This window comes from Xanthobacter pollutisoli (assembly GCF_040044995.1).
GTDB lineage: Bacteria > Pseudomonadota > Alphaproteobacteria > Rhizobiales > Xanthobacteraceae > Xanthobacter.
Window position 1 is genome coordinate 74911 of the sequence record NZ_JBDZDP010000002.1, and the last position, 19743, is coordinate 94653.

Below are 19743 nucleotides of genomic sequence, written 5' to 3' on the forward strand. Positions count from 1 at the left end.
TCACCCCGCCGCGGACTCGCTGGCCCGCATGCCGAGATAGGCGGCGATGACCCGCGGATCGCTCGACAGCGCCTCGGCCGTATCGCCGAAGAGGATGCGGCCGTGCTCCATGACGTAGCCGTAGTCGGCGACGCCGAGCGCCTTGCGGGCGTTCTGCTCCACCAGCAGCACGGTGGTGCCCTGGGCGTTGATGTCGGCGATGGTGGCGAAGATGTCGTTCACCACGTGCGGCGCGAGGCCCATGGAGGGCTCATCGAGCAGCAGCACCTTGGGCCGGGCCATCAGCGCGCGTCCCATGGCCAGCATCTGCTGCTCGCCGCCGGACAGCGAGCCGGCATACTGGAAGCGCCGCTCCTTGAGCCGGGGAAAGCGGGCGTAGATGCGCTCCATGTCCTCGGCGATGGCGGGGTCGTTGCCGCGCACATAGGCGCCGACCTTCAGATTGTCCTCCACCGACATGGAGGCCACCACCCGCCGCCCTTCCGGAACGAGGGAGACGCCGGCCCGCACGATCTTGTCGGCGGGGCTGCGCGTCATGTCGCGCCCGTCGATGCGCACCGCGCCGGAGAAGGCCCGCACCAGGCCGCAGATGGTGAGGAGCGTCGTCGTCTTGCCCGCGCCGTTGGCGCCAATGAGGCAGACGCAGGCGCCCGCCGGCACGGTGATGTCGATGTCCTCCACCGCCGCGACGGCGCCGTAGCCGGAGGTGACCTTGGCGAGCTCAAGCATCCTCGGTCCCCAGATAGGCCTCGATCACGCTTGGCATGCGGCGGACCTCCTCCGGCGTGCCTGCGGCGATCTCGCGGCCGAAGTTCAGCACCACGATATGGTCGCTGACCCGCGCCACGAACTCGATGTCGTGCTCGATGAGGAGCACGGTGACGCCCATGTCGCGGATGGCGATGACGAGGTCGGCGAGGGCCCGCTTCTCGGCGAAATTCATGCCCGCCGCCGGCTCGTCCAGCAGCAACAGGCGCGGCTTGGTGGCGAGGGCGCGGGCGATCTCCACCCGCCGCCGGTCGCCGTAGGAGAGCCCGCCAACGGGCACGTCCCTGAGATGGGAGATCCCGACGAGGTCGATGAGCGCGGCGCAGCGCTCGGTCTCGCGCTGCTCGCTGCGCTTCAGCCCCGGCAAGGAGAAGAGCACGTCGATCAGCCCCGCCGACTGGTGGCGGTGGGCGCCAAGCAGCACGTTGTGGAGGGTCGTCTCGCTGGACAGCAGGCGGATGTTCTGGAACGTCCGCGCCACGCCCAGCGCCGCCACCCGGTGCGGCGCGTAGCGGGCGATGTCCACGCCGTCGAGCTTTATGTGGCCGGCATCGGTGGGGTAGAGGCCGGTGATCATGTTCATGGTGGTGGTCTTGCCCGAGCCGTTCGGCCCGATCAGACCCGTCACCCGCCCGCGGGCGGCGGTAAGCGAGACGCTGTCCACCGCCACCACGCCCTGGAAGCGCTTGGCAACCTGCCAGAGTTCGAGGGTCGCTGCCATCATTCCGCTCCCTGCCGCACGGCGGTGCCCGCCGGCTTGGCCGCGCGCGGGCGCGGCCGGAACCGGAGGAGGGACATGGCCCCGCCGGGCAGGAACAGCACCACGGCGAGGATCAGGAGGCCCATGAGGATCTCGCGCCACTGGCTGGAGAAGCGCAGCAGCTCGGGCAGGATGGTGGTGAAGATGGCGCCCACCAGCGGGCCGAGCAGCGCGTTCACGCCGCCGAGGATGGGGTAGGCGAGGGCGTCGACGCTGCGGATCAGGCCGAAGTCCGACGGGCCGATGAAGAAGTTCATGTGCGCCGCGAGCCCGCCCACGCCGCCGCTGACGAAGCCGGAGGCGATGAAGAGGGACAGGCGCTGGGCGAAGACGTTGACGCCCATGGCCTGGCTCATCACGTCGTCCTGCCGGATGGCGGCGATGGAGCGGCCGAAATACGAGCGGCGCAGCGCGAACACGAAGTAGATGGCGATCAGCACCAGCACCACCAGCTGCCACGTCTCGGTGTGGCGCGGGATGCCGTAGATGCCGATGGCCCCGCCCGTCACCGCGTCCCAGTTCAGGGCGATGACGCGCACCACCTCGGTGAAGGCGAAGGTGGCGAGCATGAAGTAGTCGCCCCGCAGCTTCAGCACCGGCGCGCCGATGACGAGCGCGATGGCCGCCGCCAACACGCCGCCCGCCAGAACGGCAAAGGCGAAGGGGACGCCCACTTGCATGGTGAGGAAGACGCTGCAATAGGCGCCGGCCGCCATGAAGCCGCCGGTGCCCAGCGTGAACATGTTGGCGGACAGCGCCAGCCACACCCCGTAGGCGAGCAGGGTGTTGAGCAGGCACAGGTTCACCAGGTTGCCGTAGCTCGCCATGAAGTTGTCGAGGACGGCCATCATGCGCGGCGCTCCTCGAAGCCGGAGAACAGGCCCGTGGGCTTCACCAGGAGGATCAGGAAGATCAGTCCGAAGCCGATGGCGTCGCGGAAGGCGGACGAGACATAGGCCACCGAGAACACCTCGACGAGGCCCAGGAGGAAGCCGCCGGCCACCGCGCCGGGAATGTTGCCGAGGCCGCCGAGGATGATGACGGTGAGGCCCTTCACCAGCATGTGCTCGCCCATGAAGGGCGACACCACGTTGAACAGCAGGCCAAGCAGCACGCCGGCCGCGCCGGCCAGCGCCCCGGCGATGAAGAAGGTGGCGAGGATGGTGCGGCCCACCTCCACGCCGACGATGCGGGCGACGTCCTCGGAGAAGGCGACGGTGCGGATGGCCCGCCCCATGGAGGTCTTCTGCAACGTGAAGCCGAGGATGGCCATGAGCACCACGGCCGTCACCACCACGATGACCTGGAGCAGTTGCACCCGGACGCCGCCGACCTCCCACACCATCGCGGTGAGGGAACTCGGTGGATAGCCATGGACGGCGGTGCCGAAGATTTCCTGGGCGAGGCCGACGAGGAGCCGCGCCAGCGCGAGGCTCGCCACCAGCCCCATCCATTTGTGTCCGCCGCGCATGCGCAGCACGCGGAAGACCAGAAGCTCCGACGCCATGCCGAGAAGGCCGCCGCCCACCAGGGCGACGGCGAGCGCCAGCGGCAGCGGCAGGCCGAGGAGCGCCACCTCCAGCCCCAGATAGGCGCCGACCATGAAGAAGGCGCCCTGCGCGAGGTTCACGATGTTGAGCACGCCGAAGATCAGGGTGCAGCCGATCGCGAACACAGCGTAGATCGAGCCGAGCGAAAGCCCGTTCACGACCTGCTGGAGGAAGGTGGTCATCCGCGGGTCTCCCGGCCGGTGCGGAAGGTCACTTCACGGGGGCGAGCTGGAACTTGCCGTCCTTCAGCTCCAGCACCTTGGCGGCGAGCACCGGCTCGCGGTCATTGTCGAAGGAGAAGGGGCCGAGCACGGTGTCGAGGTCCTTGGTGTCGGCGATGGCGGTGCGCAGCTTCGCCGGATCGGAGACGCCGCCGGCGCGCTTCACCGCATCGGCGAAGATGGTGACGGCCGCATGGGCCTGCGCCGCGAAGGTGTCGGGCGAGGAGCCGTACTTGGCCTTGTAGGCCTCCACGAACGCCTTGTTCAGCGGGCTGTCGAAGTCGATGAACCAGCCGGAGCCCACGAGGAAGCCCTCGGCGGCGGGGCCGGCGAGGTCGGCGAGCTTGGTGGAGATGGCCGCGTTGGCGCCGAGGAAGACGGTGGTCTGGGGAATGCCCAGCTGGCGCGCCTGCCGAACGATGTTCGCGGTCTCCTCGGCGAGGCCGCCGACGACGATGATGTCGGGGTTGGCCGCCTTGATCTTGGTGAGCTGGGCCGAATAGTCCACGTCGCCCTTCTGGAAGGTCTCGGTGGCGACCACCTTGATGCCGGCCTTGTCGAGGGCGGCCTTGTGCACGCCGTAGGCCGCCTTCATCAGCACGTCGTCGATGCCGTAGATCTGCGCCGCGGTCTTGGGCGAATAGCGCTTCTGGGCATAGGCCAGGACGCCGGGGAACACAGCCGCCTCGGGGGCGCTGGTGCGGAAGATGTACTCGCCAATGGCCGGTACGCCGGGCGCGGTGTTGGACGAAGCGATCACCGGCACCTTGGCGGCGTTGGCGATGGGATCGGCGGCGAAGGCCGAGGTGGTCAGGGTGGGTCCGAAGATGACCTTCACCTTGTCCTGGTTGATGAGGCGCTGGAAGATGTTGACCGTCTGGCCGCGATCGCCGGCATCGTCCTGGTGCACCGGCACCAGCTTGATGTCGCCGAGCTTGCCCGAGGCGTTGATCTCCGCAGCGGCGAGCTCCGCGCCGTTCTTCTGCATGGTGCCATAGAGGGCGGCCGAGCCGCCGGAGGTGGACTGGACCACGCCCAGCTTCACGTCTTCCGCGAGAGCGGAGGTGGCGAGGGCGCAGGCGGAGACGGCGACGAGAAGGCGCGTAAGGCGCGTGTGCATGATCGTTACTCCTGAGGAAGGTTTATTTTTTGGTCGTTCGGGACCGCGAGCCCGCCGGCGAGGGCGAGCAGGGGCATGAGGCTGTCGGCACGGAAGTGGACATGGGCGGCATCCGCCGGCTCGGGCAGGCCGTGGTCGCCGATCAGCACCGTCTGCATGCCGAGCGCGTGGGGGATGAGGAGGTTCACCGCCCGGTCGTCGAACATCACGGAGCGTTCGGGAACGATGCCGTGGCGCTCCAGCAGGGTCTCGTAGGCGGCGCGCTCGGGCTTGCCCACGTAGCCGCAGGCGGCGATGTCGCACACGCCCTCGAACAGGTCGGCGATGCCGAGGCGCCCGAGCACGCGCTCGGCATGGGCGGCGGACCCGTTGGTGAAGACGATGCGCCGACCCGGCAGGGCCGCCAGCGCGGCCGACAGCTCGGCGCTGACGTCGAGCGCCGACAGATCGATGGTGTGGACGAAAGCGAGGAAGTCCTGGGGCTTCACGCCGTGATGGCGGGTCAGGCCGACGAGCGAGGTGCCGTAGTCCTCATAATAGCGCGCGTGCAGGGCCACCGCGGCGTCCCGCTCGCAGCCGGTCAGCTCCTGGATGTACAGGACGACCCGGGCCAGCATCTGGGCATAGAGACCCGCCGCGCGGGGATAGAGCGTGTCGTCGAGGTCGAAGACGAAGGTGTCCGTGCCCGGACGCAGGCGGAAGGTCGCGCTGTCCGCGCCTTCCACTGCGGCCGCAAGTGCCGGTCCACCCATCGCCACGTTCATCCCCGCGCTCCTCGCCGCACGTGCCGCCGCGCTTCTGCCGCCATCAGGTGGACATCTGCTTCAGGCGGTCGATGGTGCGGTGGGCGCTTGGCTTGATGTCCTTCACGTCCAGGCTGATGTCGAGCGCCTTCACCGTGTGGGTGAGGTCGCCGATGGAGATCACGTCCACCCCGAGCTCGGCGATGGGGACGATGGTGGTCTCGTTGATGCCGCCGGACGCCTCGGTCATGGCCCGGCCCTTGGTGAGCTTCAGGCCGTCGCGCATCTCGTCGAGGTCCATGTTGTCGAACATGATGATCTCGACGCCGGCGTCGAGCGCCTCCTGCACCATCTCCAGGCTCTCGCATTCCACCTCGAACTTGAAGGTGTGCTGGGCGGTGGCGCGCAGGATCTTCACCGCCTCGGTGATGGAGCCGGCGATCTTGATGTGGTTGTCTTTCACCAGCACGCAGTTGGCGAGGTTGAAGATGTGGTTGTGGGCGCCGCCCACGCGCACGGCATACTTCTGCACCATGCGCAGGCCCGGCCAGCCCTTGCGGGTGTCGGTGATGCGAACGCCGGTGTGCTTTACCAGATCCGCGTAGCGGCGGGTCTTGGTGGCGATGCCGCTCATCTGCTGGAGCCAGTCGAGGGCGGAGCGCTCGATGACGAAGAAGGTGGAGGCGCGGGCCTGCACCCGCATCAGCACGGTGCCGGGCTCGACCGCATCGCCGTCCTCGACGAGGTATTCGATGCGCGCCTCGGGCTCGATGGAGCGGATGGTCTCGTCGGCGAACAGCATGCCGCAGACGATGCCCTTGCCCTTGGCATAGATGTTCGCCGTCTGGATCGGATCCTCGCCCACCAGGAACCCGCCGGTCGTGTCGCCGGAGCTGAGCTCCTCGCGCAGGCCCATCTCGATGAGCGGACGGATCATAAAGCGGTTCAACTTCATCGCGCGGGCTCCTCGGGCATCTTGCGGCCCGGTCTTGGTTACGGCCTAGCACTCAATTTCAACTAACTCAATTGAGTTAGTACATTTATTTGGGGACGGCCCCCTCACGCGGCGAGGCGGTTGGTAAAGGCCTTGCCGCCCTTCATGACCAGATGAAGGCGCTCGCGCTCTTCGAGGATGCGAATGTCCGTGAGCGGATCGCCATCGACCACCAGCACGTCCGCGTGCATGCCGGCCTTCAGCGCCCCGACGCCGCCCTGCTCGATGCATTCGGCCGCCTTGGTTGTGGAGGCGACAATCACCTCCATGGGCGACATGCCGAGCCAGTCCACCATGAAGCCGAGCTCGACCATGTTCTCGCCTACCAGCAGGCGGTGGGACTGGTCGGTGCCCATGGCCACCTTCACGCCGCGCTTCACCGCCTCCTTCCACAGGGGGATCTGGGTCTGCATGAGCGAGTAGATCTGCGCGTCCTTCACGTCCTCCTGCCCGAGCTGGTGGCTCGCCCAGGCGGAATTCTTGCGGCGGTGCTCGATGGAGAGCGGCACGAGCGCCAATGTCGGCACCCACCAGATCCCGCCCTTGATCATCAGGTCTACGGATTCCTCATCCATGAACCAGCCGTGCTCCAGTGAATGGATGCCGGAGCGCACCGCGTTGCGGATGCCGGCGAGGCCTTCCGCGTGGACAGCCACCTTCTTGCCCTTGGCTGCCGCCTCGCGCACCGCGGTGGAGATCTCATCGATGGTGAACTGCGGCTCGTCCCAGCTGTCGGTCACCGAGGTGATGCCGCCGGTGGCGCAGATCTTGATGAAGTCGGCGCCGCGCATGAGCAGCTCGCGCACCAGGCGGCGGATCTCCTCCACGCCGTCGGCGACCATGTGGGGGAGCCAGGCGCGCTTCTGGATGCGCATGCCGGCGGGGAGCCAGTAGTCGCCGTGGCCGCCGGTCTGGGAGACCATGCCGAGGGAGATCAGCAGGCGCGGCCCGTCGATGACGCCTTCCTCGATGGCCTGGCGGAAGCCGGCATCCGCGCCGCCCATGTCGCGCGCGGTGGTGATGCCGCAGGCCAGCGTCTCGCGGAACACCTCGATGGACTTCAGCACATTGTAGGTGGGCGTGTTGAGCAGATGCTGGCGCATGTCGCGCGCCCGGTAGGTGCCATGGACGTGGGTGTCGATGAAGCCGGGGAGCACCGTGCGGCCCGCCGCGTCGAGCCGCGTGGCATCGGCCGGGAGCCGCACCTGGCTCGACGGGCCGGCGGCAGTGATGCGGCCGTCCTCGATCACCAGCACGGCGTCCCGCACCGGGTCCGCCCCGGTGCCGTCGATCATGGTCCCGCCGACAATTGCGATGGCCATACGCTCTGAGCCTCTCTGGTCTGGTTAAAAAGCTAGCAAGGCGACTTGCTGGGCATTGAGAGCCAGCGGCCGTCGCATCGATGGGTCCAGGGCCAAGTTTGTGGCCCCATTTCGTTCACGCTACGTGAGGTCCACCACCACGTTCTTGATCTCGCAGTAGAAATCGAGCGCGCTGAGGCCCAGCTCGCGGCCGATGCCGGAGCGCTTGTAGCCACCGAAAGGCGCGAACACCGAGGTCTTGGACGCACTGGGCAGCCCGTTGACCGCCACCATGCCCGTCCGCACCCCCCGCGCCACCCTGAGCGCCCGGCCGATGTCGCGGGACCAGACCGAGCCGTTGAGGCCATATTCGCTGTCGTTGGCGAGGGCGATCGCCTCCGCCTCCGTCTCGAAGGGTGTGATGGAGCAGACCGGGCCGAACATCTCAGTGCGGAATGCCGGATTGTCCGGCCCCACCTCGCCGAGAATGGTCGGCGGATAGAAGAAGCCGTCGCCCGCGGGCATCGCGCCCCCGGTGACCAGTTTGGCGCCGGCGTCGCGGGCGAGCGTCACGCTGCGGTCCACGGCCTCCCGGTGGCCGGCGGAGATCAGCGGGCCCAGGCTCGTTCCGGGGTCGAGGGGCTCGCCGGTCCGCAGCTTTTCCGCCGCTGCGGCGAAGGCGGCAGAGAAGGCGGGAATCGCCGCACGCTCCACCAGCAGGCGCGAGCGCGCCGAGCAGGACTGCCCGGCATTGCCGAAGCCCGATGCCACCGCGCTCGCGGCGGCCTTGGCGATGTCCGCGTCGGCGAAGACCACGGCGGCATTCTTGCCGCCCAGTTCCAGCGCCACGCGCTTGATGGAGGTGGCCGCGAGGCGCATCACCTCGGCGCCGACCGCCGTCGAACCGGTGAAGGAAATGCCGTCGATGCGCGGATCCTCCGCGAGGATCCGCCCCACGTCCGCGCCGCCGGGCAGGATGTTCACCACGCCGTTGGGCACGCCTGCGGCGCGGCACACCTCGGCGAGCAGCAGCGCGCTGAGCGGGGTGAGCGGCGCCGGCTTGAGGATGGCCGTGCAGCCTGCCGCGAGCGCCGGGGCAAGCTTCCAGGAGGCGCCGAGCAGCGGAAAATTCCACGGCACGATCTGCGCGACCACGCCGAGCGGCTCGCGCAGGGTGAAATCCAGCAGGTCCCGCCCGAGCGGGATGGTGTCGCCGAACACCTTGTCCATGGCGCCGGCGTAGTAGGTGAAGACACGGGCCGCGCCCTCCACCTCGCGCATGGCGCCGGACACCGGCTTGCCGCCGTTGAGCGCTTCCACGGCGGCGAAGTCGTCCGCGCGGGCAAGGATGCCGGCGGCGATGCGGTGGAGGATGGCGCCACGGTCGGCCGGAGGCAGATGGGGCCAGTCGGTGGCGTCGAAGGCCCGGCGGGCCGCGCCGATGGCGGCCTCGCTCTCGGCCGCGCCGGCCATGACCACCTGCGCCAGGGGCCGTCCGGTCCAGGGCGACACGAGGGTCTCGCCGCCGCCCGCTGCCGGGGCGAAGGCGCCGTCGACGAAGGGCGTCGACGGCAGGTCGCGCGGCAGGGAGGCCGTCCGGCTCACGAGGCCACCCGTTCCTGCTCCTGCATCTGGGCATAGAGCTTGGCGGCGGCAGCGGCCGGGTCCGGCGCGTCGGTGATGAGGCGGCCGACGATGGCGAAGCGGCGCGGGCAGGCCTGGGCCGCGGCGAACGCGCCCGCGATGGTGCCGCCGAGGGAGCCGAAGCCGGTGAGGAAGACCAGCGGATCCTTCACATTGCCGGCGATCCACTGCGACCAGCGCGTCACCTTGGCGATGTCGTGGGCCGGCAGCACGAAATGGTCCGCCCCGGCAGCGGCCGAGCGGGCGAGGATACGGTCCAGCGCGTCGTCGAGCAGGTAGCCGCCGCCAGAGACGCCGTAATCGGCGACCGGGATCTCGCCACCCACCACCGGCGCGATGCCGGCCTTCAGCGCTTCGCCGACGAAGCCGTCCACCGCCGTGGGGCCGGCGACGGGAAACAGGATCAGGCCATCCACCTCGGCCTCGGCGCACAGGGCGGTGAACTTCTTCGCCATGTCGGGCATGTCCGGCCCGGCCTTCTGGTGGTCGTACAGGATCGGCAGGTCGGTGAGGTCGCGCACCCGCCGCATGGCTTCCTTGAGGCCGTGGCGCATCACGCTGGTGAGCCCGAGCTTGTAGCCGGCGACGCCTTCCACGCCGGACGTGGCCTTCACCACCGCGTCGAAGCGCTCCTGGGTCTCGATGTCGAGGGCGGGGACCAGTCCCACCCTGCCGGAAAATGCCTTGGCCATTGGTTCCTCGCGGCTTTTCATCCTGCGATCGGACGCTAGGCGGGGTCCGTGCGGCGAGGTAGCGCCTGTGAATGTCGGGCTTATGGAGCCAGTGGCGGATCGCAGCGCCGTGGGACCAGTCCGCCGCCCGCCGCAGCGCGCCTCAGCCCGGAGCGCGGGCCATGGAGGCGAGCAGCGTCAGGGCATCGACGAGGTCCTGCTCCTCGAGATCGCGGCCGATGAGGACCATGCGGTTCTCGCCCGCCGTGGCGCGCGCCGCATCCGGCAGCGTGCCGGGCGAATAGACGAGGCCCTGCACGCCGTGCAGCACCACGGGCTCCGCCACTTCCTCCAGCAGCAGGATGCCTTTCAGGCGCAGCAGAGCGCCGCCAAACAAATCGCCGACGCGGTCGAGCCAGGCGTCCACGTCGTCCTGCGTCAGGCGGCCGGGAAACACCAGGGAGGAGGTGGTAACGGCATGGGTCACGGCGCTCGCCATGAACCGCCGGCGCAGCGGCCGCGGCGCCTCGCGCGGGTCGATCCAGATCAGCGAGCCGTCGCGCGTCGCGCCGGACAGAAGATGCCGCTCCGCCAGCGGGTTGAGGGCCGCGACCTCGGTCTCCACCAGGGCGATCTGGTCGGCGCTGGCCAGATCCGTCTTGGTTACGAGGATGCGGTCGGCGAGCGCCACCTGCGTCACGCCCTCGGCGTGGTGGGCGAGGGTTGTGGGAAAGTTGGCGGCGTCCACCACGGTGGTCACGCCGGCGATGGAAAAATGCCGGTTGAACAGCGGATCGGCGATCAGCGCATGGAGGATGGGCGCCGGATCGGCGAGGCCGCTCGCCTCCACCACCACGCGGGCGAAGCTCAGGCCGTCGAGGGCGCGGCGGCGCAACAGGCCGTTGAGGGTGGTGTTGAGGCTGCCCTTCATGCGGCAGCAGATGCAGCCGCCTTCCAGCAGCAGCACGTCGTCGCTGCCGGTCTCGAGCAAGGCGTGGTCGATGCCGGCGTCGCCCGCCTCGTTGACGATGACCGCGGTATCGCGGAATTCGGGGCGCTTCAGCAGGTCGTTGAGCAGGGTCGTCTTGCCGGCGCCGAGGAAGCCGGAGAGCAGGACGACCGGTATGTCGCTCATGCCGAAAGCTGGCCCTTCAGCAGGGTGAGGGCGGCGCGCACCGCCTCCAGCCGCACGTTGTCGCGGCTGCCGGGAAAGACGTGCCGCTCTTCGGCCAGGCCGCCGTCGCGGGTCGCCGCGGCGACGAAGATGGTGCCGACCGGATTGATGGCATTGCCACCGCCCGGCCCCGCATAGCCGGTGATGGCCACAGTGGCGCCGGCCTGGGAATGGTCGAGGAGGCCGAGAGCGAGCCCGCGCGTGACTTCCGCGCTGACCGCACCGTGGGCCGCCGAGACCGCTTCCGGCACGTCGAGGCCGGTGGCCTTGGCGGAGGAATGATAGAGCACATAGCCCCGCTCGAAGATCTCCGAGGCGCCCGAGACCGAGGTCAGGCAGGCGCTGACGAGGCCGGACGTGACCGTCTCGGCCGCCGCGAGGCGGATGCCGCGGGCGCGGGCGGCGGCGAGCACCTCGGCCGCGAGGTCCAGCAGGGCAGGGGGGAAGAGGGTTTCATCCGCGGCGAGCAGGGCGGTGTCCGGCATACGCGTGGCCTTGTCCTTGGAGCGGCAGTGTTATTGAGCGGCAACGTCGGAGAGCGGCATCTTGGTGCGGAAGGGCTTCGCGGGAAGCACGCTCTTATCTTGGGAAAAATGGTTTCCCGGCCTGCGGCAAGTCAAGCAAGGGGAAGGCGTGGCCCCAAAAGGCCGTCATCGACTGGCCCTCTCGAAACTGGCCCCATCACGCTCTAGGATTTCGGGTGGTCCAACCAGCCGGGGCGCGACGTGCTGATCTCCCTCGACCGAACTTCCGCCCAGAGCCTCCAGGAGCAGCTCTTCGAGCAGATCCGCCAGCAGATCCTGGACGGACGGCTGAAGGCGGAGGCGGCGGTGCCGTCTTCGCGCCACCTCGCCCAGCAGCTTGGCATCTCCCGCAATTCGGTGACGTTCGCCTACGAGCGGCTCATCAACGAGGGCTATCTCATCACCCGCCCGATGGTGGGGACCTATGTGGCGACCGTGCTCCCCGAGCAGGCCATGAGCACCGTCGGGGGTGCGTCGGGCGTGGCGGCGATGCCCGATGCCGTGCCAGCCGCCGAGCGGCGCTCGCCGGAGCGCCTCGCCCCCGCCGCCTTCACCGGCCGGCCCCACTCGATCCTCAACAACAGCCGCATCCCCATCGACTTCTGGCCCCAGCGCACCGATCCGCGCGCCTTTCCGCTGAAGACATGGCGCCGGCTCATCCTGCATTCCCTCGCGGTGGCCGGGCACAACCTCACCGAATACGGCGATCCGTGCGGGCTCATGGCGCTGCGCAGCGCCATCGCCGACCATGTGGCGGTGCTGCGCGACATCCATGTGCGGCCCGAGCAGGTGGTGATCGTCGCCGGCGCGCAGCTCGCCCTCAACCTCGCCCTCCGAGTGCTGTCGCGGGAGGGCGACGCCATCGTGGTGGAGAACCCGTGCAGCCAGGGCGCGGCCTATCTGTTCGAGAGCGTAAACATGCGCCTCGCCCCGATCGACACCGACGAGCACGGCATCGACACCCGCCGGCTCGCAGGGGTGGAGGCGCAGCTCGCCTATGTCATGCCGTCCCACCAGTATCCCATGGGCGGCGTGCTTTCGCTGGAGCGCCGGCGCGAGCTCCTGAGCTGGGCCGACCGCACCGGCGCCTATCTGATCGAGGACGATTACGACAACGAATTCCATTTCGGCGGCATGCTTCTGCCGGCGCTCAAGGCCATGAGCCCGGAAAACGTGATCTATCTCGGCACCTTCTCCAAATCCCTCGGGGCGGGGCTGCGCACGGGCTTTGCCATCTTCCCCGAGCATCTGGCGCCGGCGGCCGCCGCCGCCAAGGCGCTGCTGGACAACGGCCAGGTGTGGCTGGAGCAGGCGGCGCTCGCGGAATTCCTGCTCACCGGCGGCTTCGTGCGCCATCTGCGGCGGGTGCGGCTGCGCTACCAGCAGCGGCGCGACGCGCTGCTCTCCGCCCTGCGCGGCCAGTTCGGCCGGGTGGAGGTGCGCGGCACCGAGGCCGGCACCCATCTCGCGTGGAAGATCCCGCCCGGCCTGCCGCGCGCCCACCAGATGGCGGCGCTGGCCAAGAGCCGGAACGTCGGCGTCTATACCATCCAGACCGGCGGCGGCCACGAATACGGCACCGCAGACGTGAGCAACGACTGGTTGCTGATGGGCTATGCCTCGCTCTCCGAGGAGCAGATCGAGGCCGGCATCACCCGCCTGCGCGAGCGCATCTAGCCGCTCGCGCTGCGGGGGTCAGGCCGGATCGCCATTGCCACCGCGCAGATGCTCGGAAAGAAAATCCACGAACACCCGCACCCGCGCCGGTGTATTCGGGCCTCCGACGAAGACGGCGTGGATGCTTTCGCGATCCTGCGGGTTGAAGTCCTCCAGCAACGGCACCAGCGCGCCCTCGGCAAACTCCCCCCGGGCGCTCGCCTCGTCGATGTGGAAATTGCCCACCCGGGTGATACCGACGCCCTGGGCGGCGAGCTGCACCAGCGTCTCGCCATTGTTGGCGGTAATGTTGCCCTTCACCGCCAGCATGTAGTCGCGTCCGTTCTCGCGGAAGGGCCAACCCGGCTCGATGCGACGGAAGCTGAAGTCGAGGCAGTTGTGATCGGCAAGGTCGGCGGGCACCCGCGGCGTGCCGTGGCGGGCGAGATAGTCGGGCGAGGCGATCACCGTGCGTCCGGTCTCGCCCAGGCGCCGCGCGGTCAAGGGGCTGTCCAGCAGCGGCCCGAAGCGGATGGCGACGTCCACCCGCCCGCCGATCACGTCCGCCACCTCGTCGCTGATCTCCATTTCCACCGCGATGTCCGGGTAGCGCGCCACGAACGCGCCCAGCAGCGGCACGATGACGAGGCGGCCATGGGCCATGGCGGCGCTGACGCGGATGCGGCCGCGCGGCCGGGCCCGGTCGGCGAGGGCGCTCTCGGTCTCGTCGAGATCGGCGAGGATGCGCCGCGCCGCCCGCGCATAGGCCTCCCCTTCGGCGGTGAGGCGCAGCTGGCGGGTGGTGCGCACCATGAGGCGCACCCCGAGCCGCGCCTCGATGCGGGCGACGATGCGGCTCACCGCCGAGGGGGTGAGGGAGAGCTCCCGCGCCGCGCCGGAGAGGCTGCCGGCGCACGCCACCTTGAGGAAGATGGCCATCTCGCCCGCGCGATCGGCACGCTCCATTCGTGACTCCGACGCAAAGATGCTTGACCGGACGGGGCTCTACTGCGCCACCGCAGGGTGGATCATATACCGCCATGGAACAATTCGGCGGAGCTTTTCGGCCATGAAGATCAATCTCCCCCTGCTGGCGCTCGCCATCGGCGCGTTCGGCATCGGCGTCACCGAGTTCGCGCCCATGGGCATGCTGCCGGTGATCGCCGACGACCTTGGCGTCTCCATCCCCGCGGCGGGCCTGCTGGTGAGCGCCTACGCCTTCGGCGTGCTGGTGGGCGCCCCCATCATGACGCTCACCTTCGCCAGCATGCCGCGCCGCCGGCTCCTCATCCTGTCCATGGCCATCTTCACCGTCGGCAACCTCATCTCCGCCTTTGCCGACGGCTATTGGACGCTGCTGGCGGGCCGCATCGTCACCTCGTTCAACCACGGCGCCTTCTTCGGCGTCGGAGCGGTGGTGGCGGCGAACATCGTGCCGCCCGAGAAGCGGGCGGGCGCGGTGGCCGCCATGTTCTCCGGCCTCACCATCGCGACCATCGGCGGCGTGCCGCTCGCGGCGTGGGTGGGCGAGGCGGTGGGCTGGCGCACCGCCTTCTTCGGCATCGCCCTCATCGGCGCCGTGGCCATGCTGGCCCTGCGCTTCTCCCTGCCGCCGCTGAAGACCGACGGGGAAACCGACATGCGCTCGGAACTGCGGGTGCTGGCGCGCGGGCCGGTGCTCGCGGCGCTGCTGCTCACCGTGGTGAGCGCGAGCGCCATGTTCACCGTCTTCACTTATATCGCGCCCATCCTGCGCCTGGAGACGGGAGCCGCCTCCGCCTTCGTCACCGCCATGCTCGTCATCTACGGTCTGGGGCTCGCAGTGGGCAACTGGATGGGCGGGCGCTTCGCCGACCGCTGGCCGGACGGCACGCTCATCGGGTCGCTGGTGGCCGTGGTGGTGCTGCTGACCCTGTTTGCCATCGGCATGGACTCCAAGGTCGCCTCCGTGCCGCTGGTCTTCCTGTGGGGCATTGCCAGCTTCGCATTGGTGCCGCCGCTGCAGATGCGGGTGGTGCACGAAGCCGCCGAGGCGCCCCATCTCGCGTCCGCCATGAACATCGGCGCCTTCAACCTGGGCAACGCCCTCGGCGCGGCGCTGGGCGGGGCGGTGATCGACGCGGGGCTCGGCTATCCGGCAGTGTCGCTGGCCGGCGCGGCCACCGCCCTCGCAGGCCTCGCCTTCGCCCTGATCCTGCGCCGCGGCCGCCGCCCGATGGAGACGGTGCCCGCCTGAGCCGGAGGCGACGTGGGGGCGTCGCCTCGGGTCGGTGTCCCCCACGATGAAGGCATCGGCCGCACTCTCGCCGGCGCACGCCCGGGACATCCGCAGGCCTCATGCTTTGGGAGGGCATGAGCGCGAGCTCGGCAGCTTTCGACGTCGGCTACGAGAGCGTGCCCCAGTTCACGCGGGAGTATGGCCGCTTGTTCGGTGCGCGATATCGAGGCGGCGCGGCCTGAGGGCAGCCGGTGGTCGCGGCTGTCCTGCCTGCTACCGCCTCGTACGAAAATGCGAAAAGCGAGAATGGACTGGGGCGCAAAAGCCTCGGCGGAGCGAGGTACGGTACGTCGCCACGCAACTGGCCCCAAAAGCGAAAACCCGGGCCTGCGCGCGAGCAATCGCGCGCAGGCCCCGGCTGAGCGGGGGCGCCAGGGACGTCTGGAAGGGTGGGGAACCGCCTCCCCATCGCCGACGCCGCCGCAACCATCGAAGAGCTATTTGCCGATGCGGTGGAGCGGGCGCCCGCCCACGCCGAGGCACAGGGCGATGAGAATTTCGTCCGGCCGCGGCGCGTCGGGGATGGCGATCTCCGTCGAATCCATGTCGTCGAAGCTCCAGATGTTGTTCTTGTTGGTCAGCGGCATGAGGAGCGGCGCGCCCGGCCCGCCCATCTTCTTGGTGCCGGGGATGATGTCCTTGCCGGTGCCGACCGCGGCCCGGACCGGTGCGCCGAATCGCGGATGCAGCAGGGCGGCCGAGTGTTCCAGCTCTCCGTTGACCCCGACCACGGCGCCCTTGCCGTAGCTCACCACCTCATCCGGCGCGATCCCCAGTGCCGCCACGCCACGGGTCGCCAGCAGGCCGCCCACTTCCGCGCCGAGATCGTAAAGCGGGGTCAGATCATCCACATACTTTCCTGCATAGGGATTGGCGATGACAGCCGCCACCGTGACCTTGCGGCTGGGCGGGGAAACCGCGCGGCCCATTTCCTCATGGGTCTCTTCCACCTGCACCACGAGCTTGCGCACCTTCAGCAATGACATGACATTTCCTTCGGACTTGGATGACGGGCGAAACCTCGGTCAGCTCTTCAGCAGGGCGCATTCGCTCTGGGAGAGCGGCCGGAAGGCGTCCTCGGCGGGAATGGTGGCGCGCAGCTTGTAGTAGTCCCACGGCGCCTTGGACTCGGCGGGCTTCTTCACCTCGAATAGATACATGTCGTGGATCTTGCGCCCGTCCGCGCGGATGCGGCCCTCGCCGAACAGGGGGTCCTTGATGGGCTTGGCCTTCATGGCGTCCACCACCTTGCGGCCGTCCTTGGCATCGCCCAACTCCGCCACCGTCTTCAGATAGTTGAGGGTCGCGGAATAGACGCCGGCCTGCACCATCGTCGGCTTGGCGCCGCGCATCTTCTCGGCGAAGCGCTGGGAGAAGGCGCGGGTCTTGTCGTTCATGTCCCAGTAGAAGGGCGAGGTGAGGATCAGCCCCTGCGCGACGGGAAGGCCCATGGAGTGCACATCGGAAATGTAGATGAGCAACCCGGCGAGGTTCTGGCCGCCGGCCACGATGCCGAATTCAGCTGCCTGCTTGATGGAGTTGGTGGTGTCCGCTCCTGAATTGGCGAGTCCGACAATCTTTGCCTTCGATCCCTGCGCCTGCACGAGGAAAGAAGAGAAGTCGGACGTGCCGAGCGGAACGCGCACGCGGCCGATCACCTTGCCGCCGTTCGTCTCCACCACGTCAGCCGTATCGCGCTCCAGCGCCTGGCCGAAGGCATAGTCGGCGGTGAGGAAGAACCAGGTGTCCCCGCCGGTCTTGACGATGGCCTGTCCGGTGCCATGGGCGAAGGCCCAGGTGTCGGAGGTCCAGTGCACGGTATTGGGCGAGCAGGCCTTGCCGGTGAGATCCGAGGTGGCGGGGCCGGAGGCCAGCATCACCTTGTTCTTGTCCCGCGTGATCTGGTTGACCGCGAGGGCCGCCGCCGAATTCGTGACGTCGGTGATCATGTCGACGCCGTCCACGTCGAACCAGCCGCGGGCAACGTTCGCGGCAATGTCGGCCTTGTTCTGGTGGTCGGCGGAGACCACGTCGATGGTCCAGCCCTTCTGCTTCAGGCCGGAATCCTCGATGGCGAGCTGCGCGGCGACGACGGAACCGACACCGCCCATGTCGGCATAGGCGCCGGACTGGTCGTTGAGGACGCCGATCTTCACCGTCGTCGGGGCTTGCGCGCCCGCTGCTGTCGTTGCGGCGAGAAGAATGGCAAGTCCCATAAGGATGCGTGATTTCATCTTGTTTCCTCCATTGTTTTTGTTCGTTCTGCTTGCGGCTTCCCCGTTATGTCCGTGAACTTCGTTTGGCGCCGAAGTTCAGAGGGTTTTCAGATAGGAGATGACCGCGGAATAGTCCCGACCGCGCCCGCCATTGGCCGCGTAGCGCCCGAAGATGTCCTCCGCCGCTGCGCCGAGGGGGGTGCGGGAGCCGCTGGCGTCGGCGGCTTCCTGCGAGAGGCGAAGGTCCTTCGCCATCAGCTCGGTGGCGAACCCCGGCGTATAGCCGCGATTGGCCGAGGCGGTGGGCACGGGGCCCGGCACCGGGCAATGGGTGGTGAGGGCGTAACACTGGCCCGAGGAGGTGGAAGCCACCTCGAACAGGGCCTGATGGGAGAGGCCGAGGGACTCGGCGAGGTTGAACGCCTCGCTGACGGCGATCATCGAGACGCCGAGGATCATGTTGTTGCAGATTTTGGCCACCTCGCCGTTGCCGGGCCCGCCGCAATGCACGATGCGCCGCCCCATGGCCGCAAGCAGAGGCTGGCCGACGGCGAAGGCCTCGTCCGTGCCGCCCGCCATGAAGGTCAGCGTGCCTGCCGTCGCGCCCTCTGTGCCGCCGGAGACCGGCGCATCGAGGGAGAGCAGTTCCGCGGACGCCGCCAGATCATGGGCCGCGCGGGAGCTCGCCACATCTATGGTGGAAGAATCGATCATCAGCGCTCCCGGCGCCATCTGCGGCACCACCCGCGCCCAGACCTCGCGCACCGCCGCGCCGCTCGGCAGCATGGTGATGACCACGTCCGCGCCGTTGAACAGGCCATCCTGCGACGACGCCACCTTCAGCCCCGCCCCGGTAGCCGCCGTGCGCGCCTCGGCCGACAGGTCGAAACCGGTGACCGAATGCCCGGCCTTCTGGAGGTTGGCCGCCATGGGACGGCCCATGTTGCCGAGGCCGATGAAGACGATATGTGCCACGCCGAAAATTCCCCTTCTCGCGCGGCCGATGCCTTGAAGAGCGGTGCGCGAATGTGCGGCAACGAGGATTAGCTGTTCCTTCATGGACAGGCGCTGCTTATGTTTCCGCCATAGTTGTGCAGAAATGGGCAGCGGGGCGTGGCATGAACTGGGAGTATCTGCGGGCGCTCATCGCAGTGGCGCGAGGTGGCACGCTTTCAGCTGCGGCGAAGACTCTGGGGGTGAAGCATTCCACGGTCAGCCGCCATCTCGCGGACCTGGAGGCGGACATCCGCACCCGCCTCGTGGTGCGCGCGCCGGGCGGTCTGACGCTCACCGACGCAGGCCTGCGCCTGCTGGAGGCGGCCGAGGCCATGGAGCTTCAGGCCCAGACCGCGCAGGACGAGATAGCGGGGCGCGACGTGTCCATCTCCGGAACGGTGCGCATCGGTGCGCCGGATGCCTTCGGCGCCTATTTCCTGTCACCGCGCCTCACCCGCCTATTGGACCAAAACCCGGCGCTGAAGGTGCAGCTCGTCGCCACGCCGCGCTCCTTCAACCTCACCAAGCGCGAGGCGGACATCGCCATTGCCCTGACCATGCCGGAACGCGGGCGCCTCGTGACCCGCAAGATGGCGACCTACGGCCTCGGCGTGTTCGCCAGCGCCGCCTATCTCGCAGCCAATCCCGCGATCCGCAGCGTGGAGGACCTGCGCCGCCATCGCTTCATCAGCTATATCGACGACCTCATCTTCACCCGCGAACTGGACTATCTCGGCGAAGTCGCCACCGGTATCGATGCAGCCTTCCAGAGCTCGAACCTCTTTGCCCAGATGCATGCGGCGCGGGCTGGACTCGGTGTCTGCATCCTGCCCTACTTCCTCGCGTCCGGCTGTCCGGACCTAAAGCTGGTGCTGCCTGAAGCGGTACGCCTCGTGCGCTCATGGTGGATCATCGTGCATGAGGAGCAGAAGAACATCGCGCGGGTGCGCATCACAGCAGATTTCATCACACAGGAACTCGCCAACGAAGCCGCCATACTGATGCAGCCGGCCGAGCAGAACCTTTGAGACGGCGGGCGAGGCGCCATTCAGTCTTGAACTTGGCTGACATGCGAACGCGCCAGGGGTTTCTTGACGACCAAGACGACCACACCCGGTGCGTTGGCA

General features: G+C 68.7%; 19 protein-coding genes. 3 read left to right on the top strand and 16 right to left on the bottom strand.

Annotated elements, in window-relative coordinates:
• The 12 genes from ABLE93_RS05705 to ABLE93_RS05760 form a co-directional block, all read right to left on the bottom strand.
• Positions 1 to 729 carry an ABC transporter ATP-binding protein gene (locus ABLE93_RS05705; protein ID WP_348838570.1) on the bottom strand — a complete coding sequence of 243 codons (729 nt, stop codon included), beginning with the start codon at positions 727 to 729 and terminating at the stop codon, positions 1 to 3.
• Positions 722 to 1489: an ABC transporter ATP-binding protein gene (locus ABLE93_RS05710; protein ID WP_348838572.1), complete on the bottom strand. Its 768-nt coding sequence runs from the start codon at positions 1487 to 1489 to the stop codon at positions 722 to 724. Before ABLE93_RS05710 ends, ABLE93_RS05705 begins: the two co-directional genes overlap by 8 nt.
• The gene (locus tag ABLE93_RS05715) at positions 1489 to 2379 is read right to left on the bottom strand and encodes a branched-chain amino acid ABC transporter permease (RefSeq protein WP_348838574.1); all 891 of its coding nucleotides are present in this window, start codon (positions 2377 to 2379) and stop codon (positions 1489 to 1491) included. The genes ABLE93_RS05710 and ABLE93_RS05715 overlap by 1 nt, the downstream gene beginning before the upstream one ends.
• Positions 2376 to 3260 (bottom strand): branched-chain amino acid ABC transporter permease, encoded by an 885-nt coding sequence (locus ABLE93_RS05720; protein WP_348838575.1) that lies wholly within the window; start codon positions 3258 to 3260, stop codon positions 2376 to 2378. Before ABLE93_RS05720 ends, ABLE93_RS05715 begins: the two co-directional genes overlap by 4 nt.
• A gap of 28 nt (positions 3261 to 3288) precedes the next feature.
• The gene (locus ABLE93_RS05725) at positions 3289 to 4419 is read right to left on the bottom strand and encodes an ABC transporter substrate-binding protein (RefSeq protein ID WP_348838576.1); all 1131 of its coding nucleotides are present in this window, start codon (positions 4417 to 4419) and stop codon (positions 3289 to 3291) included.
• 5 nt (positions 4420 to 4424) lie between these two features.
• On the bottom strand, positions 4425 to 5183 hold the full coding sequence (locus ABLE93_RS05730) for a pyrimidine 5'-nucleotidase (protein ID WP_348838577.1): 759 nt from the start codon (positions 5181 to 5183) through the stop codon (positions 4425 to 4427).
• Positions 5184 to 5226: 43 nt separating this feature from the next.
• Positions 5227 to 6117: a carboxylating nicotinate-nucleotide diphosphorylase gene (gene nadC / locus ABLE93_RS05735; RefSeq protein WP_348838579.1), complete on the bottom strand. Its 891-nt coding sequence runs from the start codon at positions 6115 to 6117 to the stop codon at positions 5227 to 5229.
• Between the two features lie 104 nt (positions 6118 to 6221).
• Entirely contained in the window at positions 6222 to 7478 is a 1257-nt protein-coding gene (locus ABLE93_RS05740; RefSeq protein ID WP_348838580.1) for an amidohydrolase family protein, read from the bottom strand.
• Between the two features lie 120 nt (positions 7479 to 7598).
• Positions 7599 to 9062: an aldehyde dehydrogenase family protein gene (locus tag ABLE93_RS05745; protein WP_348838581.1), complete on the bottom strand. Its 1464-nt coding sequence runs from the start codon at positions 9060 to 9062 to the stop codon at positions 7599 to 7601.
• A complete protein-coding gene (locus ABLE93_RS05750) occupies positions 9059 to 9793 on the bottom strand; it encodes an orotidine 5'-phosphate decarboxylase / HUMPS family protein (RefSeq protein ID WP_348838584.1) in 735 nt (244 codons plus the stop codon). The genes ABLE93_RS05745 and ABLE93_RS05750 overlap by 4 nt, the downstream gene beginning before the upstream one ends.
• A gap of 142 nt (positions 9794 to 9935) precedes the next feature.
• Positions 9936 to 10907: a CobW family GTP-binding protein gene (locus ABLE93_RS05755; RefSeq protein ID WP_348838585.1), complete on the bottom strand. Its 972-nt coding sequence runs from the start codon at positions 10905 to 10907 to the stop codon at positions 9936 to 9938.
• A complete protein-coding gene (locus tag ABLE93_RS05760) occupies positions 10904 to 11431 on the bottom strand; it encodes a CinA family protein (protein ID WP_348838587.1) in 528 nt (175 codons plus the stop codon). The genes ABLE93_RS05755 and ABLE93_RS05760 overlap by 4 nt, the downstream gene beginning before the upstream one ends.
• Positions 11432 to 11671: 240 nt before the next feature.
• Here ABLE93_RS05760 and pdxR point away from each other — a divergent pair, with 240 nt between their 5' ends.
• Positions 11672 to 13147 carry a MocR-like pyridoxine biosynthesis transcription factor PdxR gene (gene pdxR / locus ABLE93_RS05765; RefSeq protein WP_348838588.1) on the top strand — a complete coding sequence of 492 codons (1476 nt, stop codon included), beginning with the start codon at positions 11672 to 11674 and terminating at the stop codon, positions 13145 to 13147.
• A gap of 18 nt (positions 13148 to 13165) precedes the next feature.
• Here the strand turns inward: pdxR and ABLE93_RS05770 are convergent, their stop codons facing one another.
• Complete coding sequence (locus ABLE93_RS05770) at positions 13166 to 14092, bottom strand: LysR family transcriptional regulator (RefSeq protein WP_348838589.1); 927 nt, start codon at positions 14090 to 14092, stop codon at positions 13166 to 13168.
• A 103-nt stretch (positions 14093 to 14195) separates the two neighbouring features.
• Here ABLE93_RS05770 and ABLE93_RS05775 point away from each other — a divergent pair, with 103 nt between their 5' ends.
• Positions 14196 to 15362 (top strand): MFS transporter, encoded by a 1167-nt coding sequence (locus ABLE93_RS05775; RefSeq protein ID WP_348838591.1) that lies wholly within the window; start codon positions 14196 to 14198, stop codon positions 15360 to 15362.
• Between the two features lie 479 nt (positions 15363 to 15841).
• Here ABLE93_RS05775 and ABLE93_RS05780 read toward each other — a convergent pair whose 3' ends face one another.
• The 3 genes from ABLE93_RS05780 to mmsB all read right to left on the bottom strand — a co-directional run bounded on the left by ABLE93_RS05780 (position 15842) and on the right by mmsB (position 18595).
• Positions 15842 to 16390, bottom strand: a complete 549-nt coding sequence (locus ABLE93_RS05780; protein WP_348838592.1) for an amino acid synthesis family protein — start codon at positions 16388 to 16390, stop codon at positions 15842 to 15844.
• 39 nt (positions 16391 to 16429) lie between these two features.
• Entirely contained in the window at positions 16430 to 17638 is a 1209-nt protein-coding gene (locus ABLE93_RS05785; RefSeq protein WP_348838594.1) for an ABC transporter substrate-binding protein, read from the bottom strand.
• A 78-nt stretch (positions 17639 to 17716) separates the two neighbouring features.
• Positions 17717 to 18595 (bottom strand): 3-hydroxyisobutyrate dehydrogenase, encoded by an 879-nt coding sequence (gene mmsB, locus ABLE93_RS05790; RefSeq protein ID WP_348838596.1) that lies wholly within the window; start codon positions 18593 to 18595, stop codon positions 17717 to 17719.
• A gap of 143 nt (positions 18596 to 18738) precedes the next feature.
• Between mmsB and ABLE93_RS05795 the strand changes: the two genes are divergently transcribed.
• Positions 18739 to 19644 carry a LysR family transcriptional regulator gene (locus ABLE93_RS05795; RefSeq protein WP_348838598.1) on the top strand — a complete coding sequence of 302 codons (906 nt, stop codon included), beginning with the start codon at positions 18739 to 18741 and terminating at the stop codon, positions 19642 to 19644.
• Positions 19645 to 19743 lie beyond the last annotated feature (99 nt).